Source organism: Ruegeria sp. HKCCD7628, assembly GCF_057221005.1.
Window position 1 is genome coordinate 17,738 of sequence record NZ_JBWVBA010000011.1, and the last position, 12,308, is coordinate 30,045.

Below are 12,308 nucleotides of genomic sequence, written 5' to 3' on the forward strand. Positions count from 1 at the left end.
GGTTCCACCATTGATAAATGCCCCCGCTACACTATAGCTATCCCAATGCTTCGTGTGTAGCTGTCTGTGGCTTATCCCCTCCCCCGTTATATCCCATAGTCATAGTTTCCATAGCTACAGCCATAGGGGATGACCCAGCCCCATGGCTAGGTGATGGCATGTAGCTACAGCCCTCCAGCGTTTTTCGTTTGGGGGGCTTTTTTGTTTTACGCGGTGTGGGTCTTGTCGCTGTTGCTAGTGTTGGGTGACAGACTGATATCCCCAGAATGCCCTCGGTCGCTCGTAGGAAGGTTCGAGGTGCAGGTATGCGGACGAAACTGCCATCCGCCGCAAGTTCGTCGATGATCGCTTTGGGGTTACCAGTCGAAGGCGGGCGCATGTGATCAATAACAAATCCGAAACTAGGAGAGACAAAGGCTCGTTCTTGAAGGGTTTTGGACCGTGGAAATCACTCGTTTGCCAACTTTGGCCATTTACGGCCCAAAATGTGCGTCATGGGAGCGCACTATCCGTTGGAGCTTGCTCCACACTAGTAAACCGATACGTTAGTAATCACACATCCAAAATTCATGTTTCCAACTTTCAATAAGGCGCGGACCGAAATGTTGATACGCATGCTGTGCACTCTGATCTTGTTTCTGCCATTCTTTGCTGTTCCTGCAATTGCTCAGGACACCATCGAAAACTACATCCGCGAGTATCCCAATCAGGAACAGGTCCGCATGATGCAGCGCTGGCTTGAAACCAACGAGCCGGGCAGTTTTCAGTTCACGGGACTCGTAGACCCCACCGATGACACGGTTATCACGCCGCAGGCGACGGTGAATTATGGCTATAACTGGTTCAGCCTGTCCGAGGGCCCGGCGATCATCCGCGCTCCGCAATACGACCGCTACTTCTCGGTGTCGATTTTTGACATGAAGCACAACATACCGGGCGTCATCGTGAACCCGGATTTGCCGATCCTGCTGTACCGGCCCGGGCAAACCCTGCCCGAGGGCGACTTTCACAAACTGGCCCTTGAGACCGACCAAGGGCTTGCCTTCACCCGCATGGTCGTCGTCGACAATCTTGACGAGGTCATGACGCTGAGCGGTGAGATTGTGATGGAAGGCGGCCAGGGCGACATGGACCGCGACGTGCAGCGGTTCTCGCCCGATACAGAGGCGGCGGCGCTGAAGCTGATCGAGACGGCGGTGCCGCTGGTGGATACCGACAAGCTATTCGGGTCAGTTTCCGGTGACGTGGGCGAAATTCACGCCGCGGTCGGCGTTTTTCAGGGACAACTTGGCACACCGTCCAACGTGGTGAGGTACGGCCTACTGGCGTTTGATGAACACGGCCAACCTTTTAATGGTGATGACACATATGTTCTGACCGTGCCTGCAAACATCGTCGAAGATGGCGGTTACTTCTCCGTCACAGTTTATGCCTCCGCCAACAAGCTGCTGATCCCGAACGATAAGGGCATCTACGATCAAACCAGCTATACAGCGGAGCCGAATGAAGACGGCACCCATACCGTGACGCTCAGCCCGTCCGGCGAGGGGCAGAACGGCATCCCAACCGGAACGCCGTTTTACGGCGTCCTTCGCGCCTATGTTCCGGTTCCCGGCGCTGACTTGACAGTCGAGGTTCAAACAAAATGAAAAACGCATCCAGCAAGTTCTACAAGATTGCAGCCGCCCTGCTATGCAGCACTCTGATCGCACCAGCGGCGGTCGCGGATATCCCGGACATAGACAGTTCCGGCTGGTCCACCGATCCGAACGATTACGGGATGAGCGCCGCCGAATATATCAATGCAGATAGCCGGGCGTTCTTTGCGAACTTCATGGGTCGCTCTGGCATCAACCAGTTCTTTCACTTCACGAACCTGTCCACCGCCGACGACCGCTGGGTCGTTTCGCCCAATAACGACACGATCTATTCGATTGCGATTGTTAATGCGCGACAGGGCTTCACGCTGGATGTGCCAGATGTGGGCGACAGGTTTCTATCGATCCAGATCATTACGGAAGACCACATGACGCCGTTCTACCTGTACGGGGACGGTCAATACACTTTCTCGTCCGAGGATTTCGAGACCGATTTCGTCGCTGTTGGCATTCGGACAGGAACAGATGCCACGGCCGACGATGTGCGTTTGGTGACTGAAGAACTTCAGCCACAATATGCGATTTCAGGCGCCGCGCCAGAGGATGATCTGCCAAGCTTTGACGCGGAGGCACTTGAAAGGGTGCGGGCCGCCCTACTGGCTGAGTATTCCAAGCTGCCTTCATCGTTCGGTGCGATGCAGAAGCGGGTCGCCGATGTCGAGGACTGGGAATATTTCACCTACGTCACGGCAGGCGCCTGGGGTTTGTCGGCGGACGAAAACGCAATGTACGCTATCGGTCGTCCTGAAAGCGCTGTGGGAGGCGCTTGCTACACCGCAACTTTCCCGAAAGTGCCGGTCGACGCATTCTTTTCAATCACGGTGTATGGCCCGCAGAAGTACCTGATGTCGGATACCGATAACATCGTCAGCTCCAACCAGGGCGTTGTCAGCAACGACGATGGCTCGTTTGACGTTGCATTCGGTAGCGAGGACTGTCGCACACTTGCACCTAACTTCGTGTTCACGCCCGAAGACGGTTGGAACCTGCTGCTTCGGGCATATCGACCAGATGTCGAAGAATTTCGAGCCTACCGTGTTCCGGATATTGTTCCGGCTAATTAGACAAACAAAGTTCGGTGAGCATAGCTAAAACAGGGAGGCACTTCGAGTGAGTGGCTTGGACATATTTGCGTGGGTCGTACTAGTCATACTGATCCTCACAGCCATCGTAGGGTTTGTGATCTTGGCAATGCTGCCGGGGAAAATCGCGAAGCAGCGCGAACATCCCCAGGCAGATGCAATCAATGTCGCTGGCTGGGTGGGAGCGATTACCTTTGGCGTGTTTTGGCCGCTTGCACTGATTTGGGCATTCACAAAATCGCCGCTGCAAACATTAACGAATTCAGCAATCGAAGCCAAAACCGGTGCTCGGTCGGAAGGTGCGTCATGATTGTCTTTCTGACCCTCATATATATTGCAGTCCTTTTCGTTCTTGTAAAACTCAGGATTCTTCCCAACTCCAAGGCGACTTGGCTTTCGACCATCGGCTGGATGGTCATCTTGCTCATCTTCCTTTTCATTCCAATGCAATGGGGAGCACCTTCTGGACCCGTTAAGGTTTTGACGAGAGCTGTTCCAATTGTACCAAACGTCGCTGGCCAGGTGGTAGAGGTCGTGGCAGAGCCAAATGTTCCGATGCAAGAGGGTGACGTGCTATTCCGCATCGATCCGGAGCCCTTTCAAATTGCGGTTGAACGAGCGCAAGCAACATTTTCACGTGTCGAGGCACAAATTCGACAGGACCGTGATAGCCTTGCCTCCGCCCAGGCGCAACTGCGTCAGGCAATCGCGCAAAGAGACCTGGCTCAATCACGATTTGAGGATGATAGTAGGCTTGTCGAAAGCGGGGCTATTTCGGAAAATCGGCTTGAAACCCGTCAATCCAATCTCGAAGCGGCACAAGGCTCAGTTGATCAAGCACAGGCGGCCGTGTCTCGGGCACAGGTCGAACTCGATGCCCTCACACCGGATGGCGTTGTCGCTAAGCTTGCAGAGGCGCAAGCGGCGCTTGATCAGGCGCAGTGGAATCTGCAAGAGACAATTGTCCGTGCTCCTTCGGAAGGCTTTGTGAACAACCTTGCCATCACAGAAGGTCAAAGAGTGGTATCGTTCCCGTTTTCGCCCGCGGGAGTGTTCGTTGACACTGCTGAAAAAGCCTTGGTCGTTCAGGTACATCAGATCTACCTCCGCCATCTTCGGCCAGGTCAACCTGCTGAAATTGCCTTCAAGATCAGACCGGGAGAGCTGGTAACCGGCACGGTGGATACGATCTTCGATATTTCTTCACAGGGACAAGCTCAAGTCAGCGGAACTGTCTTTCAGGCTGGGGAGATCGTAAGCGAGCCCTTCATCGTTACCATTATTCCGGACGACCCTGACATACTGGCATCGATCCCTCCGGGCGCAGCCGGTTTGGCGGCGATGTACACTGATTCAGCTGCGGCAACGCACGTGATCCGCAAAGTGATTGTCAGAATGAACTCAATCCTGAATTACATCAGACCAGGACTGTAGCGAAATTATTTGAAGGCCGACCGCGAGCCCTATAGTGGAAGCGGACATCGGTACAAGCTGCAGCATTTGGTAAGTTTGGGCTCACTGCCGTCATCTGACAGTTTTGGTCAGGGATGCGGGCTAGTGTTGGATAGCTACTTCCATCGGGTATCTTGTGTCAGGTGCCGAACACTAGTCGAGTAACTGTCACGGCATAAAAGGGGTCAAAAATCTGAACGCCTCAATCTATATACGGCTGTAAACCGTTCCCCCCTTCAAGGTGGCGCTACGGTTGTGGCTGCGAGAATTGACCGGGGGATAGCGTGATGGCCTACGACCAGCCAACCGCTAGGGACGCAGCGGACCTGAAGTCGAGGGGAGGTGTCCCACCCCTCTCAACGTCTCTATGCGCCTCAGACAGCGCGTTGATAAGCAGCACTGCGGGTCAGGTACAGCTTCACCTTTCCTGCGCATAGCGTCAGTTCGCCTGCGCTTGTGCGCTTTAGCTCTGGACGGCAGAACGGCAGCAGTGAACCATTGTTCTCAATCGTGATGGCACCGGTGAATGGCAACGCGACGGTGTGGGTCTTCATGGGTCTTCCTTCGTTCGAGTTCGATTGAACCGGACGCTACGTCGCGCATTCCAGAACTGCACTGAGTCAGTTTGACTCACCTGTCGGCAATTAAGTTCCACCAATGATCTAGCACAGGCTTTTCAATGTGAAGCCACCGAGCTGCTAGACGCTGACCCCTCCTCAATCAAGAATTGGAAGCAAGCATGAACCGCTGGAATGCGACCCTCAAATACCGGTCTGAGACCGGGCCAATTGAAGAAACACACGAAGTCGAAGAGATGAGCGAAATCCGCGCCATAGTGGAAGCAACCTATAACTGGGACCGCCTGATCGAGCTGCGCGTTGAACGTATCAACCACTCGGTCAGTAAGTCTCTAACTGTCGAAGCTGCAGCTGAGCTGTAAGGATCGAGCCAAATTAGCCACCCACGGATCATCAAGACCCTCCACACAAATTCCTAATAACCGCTCGTCATGCCTCCGCTTGGCGAGTTCTTTGGTCCAGCGCCAAAGCGCAACTGACACCTAGGAAAGAACACCCATGTCAATCAATACCACACAAACCACTTCCAACACCCTTGCCTTACCGGGCGATCCTACGCAGGAGGAGCAAATTACTGGAGAACTGCTACACAAGATCGACGCGACGATTGAACAGCTTTGGGAGGTTTTCGTCGGCATGGTCGAACTTCACAAGCTACAGCAAGAACTGTACGATGAGTTTGATCCTAAGCTTGTTTCCCTGACCGACACGCTCAGAGTTGCTAAGGATCTGATCCACAAACTATTGAGAGTAAACAGCGAGTTGCTGGTGCTTCATGACAGACAGATCAGTGCAGAAAGCTAAGCCTTCATTTCTGCTAGGAGGCAGCTAAGAGGGGAGCTTCAACTCTCCTCTTGTGCCTGCTTGCTCGTCACATAATTGTCCGCAGGGGTATAGCTCCACGTACACCAGTACGGCTCGGCAAATGCCTGTCCGCAAGGGTTGACTTATATCAACGTACACCATTATCAGCGTACATCACCTAAACGGACACGAGGACGACATGAGCAAGACCATCCTGTATGCACGAGTTTCGACTGCTGACCAGACGCTTGACCATCAGCGAGCGCAAGCTGAGGCCGCTGGGTTTGAGATCGACGAGGTGGTATCCGACCATGGGGTTTCAGGCGTTAGCACAACCCTGCAGGAAAGACCTGAGGGGAAGCGGTTGTACGATAAGCTTCGCCGTGGAGACACACTACTGGTCCGCTGGGTGGATCGATTAGGTCGTAACTACCAAGACGTGACCGACACCATCAGGCACTTCATGAGGCAGGGAGTAGTCGTGCGCACGGTGATCAACAACCTCACGTTTGACGGAGCAACAACAGACCCCATGCAGGAAGCGGTGAGAGACGCACTGATAGCCTTTATGGCTGCGACAGCTCAGGCTCAGGCGGAAGCAACAAAAGAAGCTCAGAAGGCGGGCATACAGGCTGCAAGGAACAACGAAGCCAAGTACAGAGGCAAAAAGCCCAGCTATGACAGCCGCAAGCTGATGATCGTTACAGATATGTTAACTCGGGGCGTCGGGACCTCAGAGATCGCAAAGGCAACAGAGCTTACTCGCCAAACAGTCCTGCGGATCAAAAAAGACCCGGCTGCAGCACAAGTAGCATTAGCCAAATGGGGCCTTTAACTATTTCTATCTTCGGTGATTTGTAGTTGGTTCTGCCCATGGGAAGTGAATATGAGGAAGGCTTGGCGAGGGTTAGACATTGAAAAATGAAGAACGCCACTGGCGGCAATGTGTTTTCTGCGGGAAAAAGCCTGACCGAAAGAACCTTGAACACGTTATCCCAAAATGGCTTCAAGCTCTTGCCGGAAATCAAAATAAGCCTGCCGAAGTATGGACACCCGATGGGGATCGCAACCTGCTGTGGGCTAACTTCACACTCCCATCTTGCACAAGTTGCAACCAGCACTACGGGCGGCTGGAAGAACTAATCAAAGAAGTGTTCGAGAGGCTCGAGGAGGGCTACCTGCTCGGAGCGGACGCAAGGTTGTTGCTGGACTGGATGGACAAGATTCGTGTTGGTCTTTGGCGTCTCCAGTTGGCACACGGAAAGGCGGGACATGACATCACACCGAACTTCTCTATCAACGAAAGGTTGGCGACTTCGGATAGATTGGTACGAGTGTTCAAGTACCAGACAAAGGGTAAAGGTATTGGCCTTGTGGGAACAGACACCACTGCTTGGATAAGGATGCCCAGCGCGATGGCTCTGATCGTCAAGGACATCGTTATTCTGTCAGCCTCTGCTGGTGGCTTCTTACAGGAGGCGATGGGAATAGTTGAGGCTGCTGACACCGTTAATGTCGAAGGCTTCAATACACCCTTCATAGTCGCGAGGCCCACGGGAGACTTCAAGCCAAGTTGGGCCGTAGACCTGCTACGCTTCCGGCAGCAGAGGTTCTTCACCTTTTACACGCTGGGGGAACACTTTCACCACCCGATCGGCGAAGTCTGTACCGACATTGAGAAATCGGTAGAGCTGGTGGATGGCGAGAAAAGGTTCGAGTTGGACACTGTCAAAACTCTTCCGCAGTTGTTGGAGTTGCTCGTCACAATTGAGGTGTTGGAGCTGCAGCGGCACCTATTGCGCGGCTACACGAAACTGACTTTGCCCGATGAGTTCCGACCACGGTTGAGGAACATGTATCAAGCTCTGGATCATCGAATTGATGGGTTGACTGATGTTTATAACTCAATCGCCCCAATCCCGACCTACAAAAGATCGTATCTCAGGTGGGCATGATGTTGCTTGGTGACCGATCACAGGTTGGCCGATTGGACGTCCGAGAAACCTTGACCAGCAGTACATTGAAGGAGTACATCACGCTACAGGCAGCGACTTTGAAGCGCCATAAAAACAAGGCTCTTGCGGTGAAGACATGGGAGTTCGAGTCTCTCATCACCCACCATTCCCTTCATTTTCAATGGTTTAATCAGGGTCTTGAAACGAGAACTGGGATACTAATTGAGGATGAATGTACGGGAATCAATACCTCAAAACAGCGTTGGACTATCCAGAGGATTGTTACTCAGAGGCAAGGGGTACGCTGTAAGGGTAGCTGTACCGACTGAGTACCAAGACATTGTTGGCAAACGAGAGATTGTCAGAGGATTAGGAACTCAGGATCTAGCCGAAGCATTGAAGCGCCGTCCAAGAGTCCTTGAGGAAATAATTGAAGCGATCACCGAAGGACAAACACCGTCTCAAGTTGTTGGCCCTAGTAAACCCAAGCAGGGGAATACCGTGGGAGATGCCGCCGACAGGTGGTTAGCTGAAGCGGACGGGATAAGTAACAGCACGAAGGTCAGGATAATGTGTGGGAGGCGATCTTCGGACCCCCCACTCACGACCCATTGCCGACATTAAACCCATTGGCTGGATGCCGCAGTCGCAACCCGCACTGCTGCCATTCGCTGCACTTGCTCGGTTTTAGTTATCGCAGACGTCTGGACCGCGGACAAAGCGGACGCTCAATCGTTTGATCTTCGCCCCGATCTGTATTCTGGAAGTTTGGCCAAGGCCGATTTTAACGCGTCACCCCATCCATCGGAAACACTGCGAAAGTACTGGTCGTCAGCTTCGAATCTTGACCGCGTACCGCCATCAAGGCTGTCTTCATCGTAGAGAAGCAGGTCGAGCGGCGCCCCGACAGACAGATTGGCCTTAATCGTGGAGTCAAAACTGACAAGCAAGAGTTTCACGGTTTCTGGAAAACTCATTTCCGGATCGTAGGCTCGCACCAGAATAGGACGGCCATATTTTGTCTCACCGATCTGAAAGAACGGGGTGTCGTCGCCGGCCTCGATAAAATTGCCTTCAGGGTAGATCAAAAAAAGGCGAGACGGACCGCCCTTGATCTGGCCTCCAACAATGAGCGTCGCGTGAAAAGCGCTGTCAGCTTGCTGACCGGACCGGGCATGCTCCTCGATGACGTCGTTCAGCGTAGCCGCGACCAGTTGCGCAACTTGAAACATTGTCGGTGCTTCTAAGATCGATGGTGAACGATCTGCCGGCGCTTTCGTTCGTTCTTCTAGGAGGCTTATCGTTGCCTGAGTAGTGGCCAGGTTTCCGGCCGTTAGGATTGTGATCGACCGGTCACCTTCGACTGTCCAGTTGAACATCTTGTTGAAGGTTGAAACATTGTCGACGCCGGCATTCGTGCGCGTATCGGACATAAATACCAACCCGCGGTTCAACCGCATGCCGACAGCATAGGTCATTCATGTCTCCGTTATTGCTGTGCGACTTGCAACTGCACTGTCAATTGCTCGCCCGCTGTCCCAATTCTGTTCCCTATTACCGGGGCGGCTTGGGCATAGTCCAGACCGGTTGCGACGCGTACGTATCGATCATCTGGCGAAATCCCGTTTGAGACGTCAAATCCGACCCACCCAAGCCCGTCCAAATGCACTTCGGCCCAGGCATGGGTCGCGTCCTGCAGCTCCGTTTCGTTCATCATCAAGTAGCCCGAGACGTAGCGTGCTGGCACTCCGAGCTGTCGGGCGCAGGTAATGAAGATGTGCGTATGGTCCTGACACACGCCCCGCTCAGCTTTGAGGGCATCTTCTGCGCTCCAACCCGGGTGTGAACTTCCAATTTCGTACGAGACCGTAGCTCGAATTCTTTCGGACAGTGCATGCATCTGCTCCAGCGGTTCGCCGTTGGGCAATGCGCTTATCAGCTCTGCAACTCTTTTCCCCGGCGATGTCTGCGGTGTGCTTCTTTTGAATAGCCACAAGGGCGTCGACCCTTCGTGACGCCCCAGAACGCCGTGCGTGTCATTCACTTCAACAATGCCTTCGGAGATCAACGAGATGCTTTGGGTGTTTGTTTCGAAACTGATCAATTCCACCGTGTTGCGGTGGTAGTCTTCAAATGTCAGCTCTTTATGCCCACCGGTGATCTGGGTGCTCCAACTCACAATGCTCTGGTTTCGAAATGACTTTGGTGTTTTCCGCAGCTGTTGCAGACCGAAGGGAACCGGCGCGTCGAAATCGTATCGTGTCTCGTGTCGAATGTGCAGTTTCATTGGCTACTCGTAGAACCTGTAATCAATCTCGATCTGACGGCTCAAATTGCCGAGATCGGTCAGAAAATCCTGAATGTACTCATGCAGACCGAATTCAAAAATATCGGAAATTTTCTGATCCAGGTATTTCTTGTAGAGAGCATTTGATGCCTCGCACGAAGGCCCAGCAAAGCCGTAGTCTTTCTTCAGGTAGGACAAGTTTTCCTGAATCTTTCTGCAGCAGAAGTGCAAACTGCGAGGCATCCGCTGATCCAGTATCAAAAACTGAGCAATATCAGACGGCCGAGTTTTCTCACCATGGGTCATCCGATACCCTCCACCAGCGCCGACGGAACGGAGAATGCTTTCCCATTGGATGTTGTCCAGTGATGAGCCGACCGAGAAGGCTGTGGGCAGAAGAACATAGTACTTCACGTCCAAAATGCGCCCAGTATTGTCGGCCCGTTCGACAAAAGTCCCGATGCGGGTGAAATCGAAAATGTCGTTACGCAGCATCGTCCCCAAAGTGGCACCACGGACCAGAGCCGCCTGTTGTCGAATGAGTTCCAACGTTGCAGGTAAGTCCCGCTCATTCACGCGTCGTTTCATCACCTCGTCGATCTGCATCCAGGTGGAGTTCACTGCGCTCCAGACATCATGGGTGAGCGCTGTCCGAACAAGGCGCGCGTTGTCTCGGGCTTGCTTGATAACCGACTTGATCGAGGATGGGTTATCAGCGTCACGCAGCACCCAATCGACCGCATTGTCCTTTGAAATCTCGTCATACTTGGCGTGGTACCCATCCAGAACACCGGCCGTTTTTAGAACCGAACCCCATTCCTCGGCAGAGTTTTTGGTACGGGTCAACGCCATTCTCTGACCTGTTTCAAGCAGCCTCGCCGTATTTTCCGCTCGCTCAAGATATCGGGACATCCAGAACAACCCGCCAGCAGTTTTTCCCAGCATGGTCAGTCCTCCAGAACCCAGGTGTCTTTGGTCCCGCCACCCTGGCTTGAATTCACGACCAGCGACCCTTTCTTAAGAGCCACGCGGGTCAGGCCGCCGGGGGTGATCTTGACCCCTTCGGGTGAAACCAAAACGAAAGGACGCAGATCGACATGTCTGGGGGCCAGCCCAGAACGCGCGAAGATCGGCACCGTCGAAAGCGACAATGTCGGCTGAGCAATATAGTTCGCTGGCCGCGATATGAGCTTGTCGCGGAAAGCTGAAATCTCTTTCTTGCTGGCAGTCGGGCCGATCAGCATCCCGTAGCCGCCAGACCCGTGCACTTCTTTCACTACAAGCTCGGAAAGATTGTCCAGTACATAAGACAAAGAGTCGGGGTCGCTACACCGCCAGGTAGGAACATTCTGAAGCAGAGGCTTCTCGCCCGTGTAGAACTCAACGATCTCGGGCATGTAGGAATAAATAGCCTTGTCATCGGCTATGCCTGTTCCCGGCGCGTTGGCGATCGTGATGCCGCCAGCGCGGTATACGTCCAAAATGCCTGGCACGCCCAATGCGCTGTCAGGGTTGAAGTTCAGCGGATCCAGAAAGTCGTCATCAACCCGGCGATAAAGCACGTCGATGGGCGTATAGCCTCTAGTGGTGCGCATGCAGACACGTCCGTCGACAACCCGCAGATCGTGACCCTCGACCAATTCCACGGCCATCTGATCTGCGAGGAACGCATGTTCGTAGTAAGCCGAGTTATAGATGCCCGGGGTTAATACCGCGACAGTGGGTTCCCCGTCTGCACAAGCCGGTGCACAGGCCGCCAGCGACCGTCGTAGATTGCGGGGGTAGTCAGAAACATTCCGAACGTTGGTCGCGCTAAAAAGCTCAGGGAACATCTTTAGCATCGTCTCCCGGTTCTCCAGCATATAGCTGACCCCGGATGGCGTTCGGGCGTTGTCTTCCAGAACGAAAAACTCGTCTGGGCCGGTTCGCACCAGATCGACGCCGACAATGTGCGTATAAACCTGACCGGGCGGTGAGACACCAAGCATCTGCGGCAGGAACGCTTCGTTTCCGGCAATCATCTCAGCCGGCACACGCCCGGCCCGGACTATTTCCTGACGGTGATAAATGTCGTGGAGAAATGCGTTGATTGCCCGCACCCGCTGTTCGATACCGCGTTCCAGCCGCTGCCATTCGCGCGCTGAAATGACTCGTGGCACGATATCAAACGGTATAAGGCGTTCCTCAGCCTCGGCTTTGCCGTAGACGTTAAAAGTTATGCCCGTCAGCCTGAAAACCTCTTCGGCTTCGCGCTGTTTCGCCCTCAGTCGTGATACGTCTTCCGCGTTGAACCAGCGGCCGATCTCTTCGTATGGACCTCTGAGTGACCCATCGCCGTTGAACATTTCATCAAAATACACACTCATGCTTTGAGTTTTACGCATAGATCAGATTTTTCAAGTCATTCAGGCTTGGTTGGAAGCTGCCTTTAGAAGGAGCGTCTAATTTTCAGGCTAACTGGATAGTTTCGTGAACTTAACAACGTGGCGTTC

14 protein-coding genes are annotated in these 12,308 nt (G+C 53.5%); 9 read left to right on the plus strand and 5 right to left on the minus strand.

All coding sequences use genetic code 11. The features are described 5' to 3' along the window. Window positions 1-602 precede the first annotated feature (602 nt). Genes AC2TAD_RS18460 through AC2TAD_RS18475 form a run of 4 tightly spaced genes read left to right on the plus strand, consistent with a single transcriptional unit; the run spans window position 603 to window position 4,174 of the window. Window positions 603-1,649, plus strand: coding sequence for a DUF1214 domain-containing protein (locus AC2TAD_RS18460; protein WP_480869398.1), 1,047 nt, complete (start codon window positions 603-605; stop codon window positions 1,647-1,649). Continuing rightward, the gene (locus AC2TAD_RS18465; protein ID WP_480869400.1) at window positions 1,646-2,722 is read left to right on the plus strand and encodes a DUF1214 domain-containing protein; all 1,077 of its coding nucleotides are present in this window, start codon (window positions 1,646-1,648) and stop codon (window positions 2,720-2,722) included. The genes AC2TAD_RS18460 and AC2TAD_RS18465 overlap by 4 nt, the downstream gene beginning before the upstream one ends. 46 nt (window positions 2,723-2,768) lie before the next feature. Continuing rightward, window positions 2,769-3,050, plus strand: a complete 282-nt coding sequence (locus AC2TAD_RS18470) for a DUF3302 domain-containing protein (RefSeq protein ID WP_170522440.1) — start codon at window positions 2,769-2,771, stop codon at window positions 3,048-3,050. Next, window positions 3,047-4,174 carry an HlyD family secretion protein gene (locus tag AC2TAD_RS18475; RefSeq protein WP_480869403.1) on the plus strand — a complete coding sequence of 376 codons (1,128 nt, stop codon included), beginning with the start codon at window positions 3,047-3,049 and terminating at the stop codon, window positions 4,172-4,174. The genes AC2TAD_RS18470 and AC2TAD_RS18475 overlap by 4 nt, the downstream gene beginning before the upstream one ends. 392 nt (window positions 4,175-4,566) lie before the next feature. Here AC2TAD_RS18475 and AC2TAD_RS18480 read toward each other — a convergent pair whose 3' ends face one another. Continuing rightward, window positions 4,567-4,746 carry a hypothetical protein gene (locus tag AC2TAD_RS18480; protein ID WP_170522437.1) on the minus strand — a complete coding sequence of 60 codons (180 nt, stop codon included), beginning with the start codon at window positions 4,744-4,746 and terminating at the stop codon, window positions 4,567-4,569. 185 nt (window positions 4,747-4,931) lie between these two features. Here AC2TAD_RS18480 and AC2TAD_RS18485 point away from each other — a divergent pair, with 185 nt between their 5' ends. The 5 genes from AC2TAD_RS18485 (at window position 4,932) to AC2TAD_RS18505 (ending at window position 8,153) form a co-directional block, all read left to right on the plus strand. Continuing rightward, window positions 4,932-5,132 (plus strand): hypothetical protein, encoded by a 201-nt coding sequence (locus AC2TAD_RS18485; RefSeq protein WP_170522435.1) that lies wholly within the window; start codon window positions 4,932-4,934, stop codon window positions 5,130-5,132. A gap of 136 nt (window positions 5,133-5,268) precedes the next feature. After that, the gene (locus tag AC2TAD_RS18490) at window positions 5,269-5,574 is read left to right on the plus strand and encodes a hypothetical protein (protein ID WP_170522433.1); all 306 of its coding nucleotides are present in this window, start codon (window positions 5,269-5,271) and stop codon (window positions 5,572-5,574) included. Window positions 5,575-5,773: 199 nt separating this feature from the next. Then, the gene (locus tag AC2TAD_RS18495; RefSeq protein WP_170522432.1) at window positions 5,774-6,409 is read left to right on the plus strand and encodes a recombinase family protein; all 636 of its coding nucleotides are present in this window, start codon (window positions 5,774-5,776) and stop codon (window positions 6,407-6,409) included. 79 nt (window positions 6,410-6,488) lie between these two features. Next, a complete protein-coding gene (locus AC2TAD_RS18500; protein ID WP_480869406.1) occupies window positions 6,489-7,529 on the plus strand; it encodes a hypothetical protein in 1,041 nt (346 codons plus the stop codon). Between the two features lie 228 nt (window positions 7,530-7,757). Beyond that, the gene (locus tag AC2TAD_RS18505; RefSeq protein WP_480869573.1) at window positions 7,758-8,153 is read left to right on the plus strand and encodes a DUF6538 domain-containing protein; all 396 of its coding nucleotides are present in this window, start codon (window positions 7,758-7,760) and stop codon (window positions 8,151-8,153) included. A gap of 104 nt (window positions 8,154-8,257) precedes the next feature. Here AC2TAD_RS18505 and AC2TAD_RS18510 read toward each other — a convergent pair whose 3' ends face one another. From AC2TAD_RS18510 to AC2TAD_RS18525, 4 genes are read right to left on the minus strand one after another with little or no spacing between them, the layout of a single operon-like run. Then, window positions 8,258-9,007 carry a proteasome-type protease gene (locus AC2TAD_RS18510; protein ID WP_170356820.1) on the minus strand — a complete coding sequence of 250 codons (750 nt, stop codon included), beginning with the start codon at window positions 9,005-9,007 and terminating at the stop codon, window positions 8,258-8,260. Between the two features lie 11 nt (window positions 9,008-9,018). Then, window positions 9,019-9,816 (minus strand): transglutaminase family protein, encoded by a 798-nt coding sequence (locus AC2TAD_RS18515; protein ID WP_480869408.1) that lies wholly within the window; start codon window positions 9,814-9,816, stop codon window positions 9,019-9,021. Window positions 9,817-9,819: 3 nt separating this feature from the next. Continuing rightward, a complete protein-coding gene (locus AC2TAD_RS18520) occupies window positions 9,820-10,761 on the minus strand; it encodes an alpha-E domain-containing protein (protein ID WP_170751434.1) in 942 nt (313 codons plus the stop codon). 2 nt (window positions 10,762-10,763) lie between these two features. Continuing rightward, a complete protein-coding gene (locus tag AC2TAD_RS18525; protein WP_480869411.1) occupies window positions 10,764-12,182 on the minus strand; it encodes a circularly permuted type 2 ATP-grasp protein in 1,419 nt (472 codons plus the stop codon). Between the last annotated feature and the right edge of the window lie 126 nt (window positions 12,183-12,308).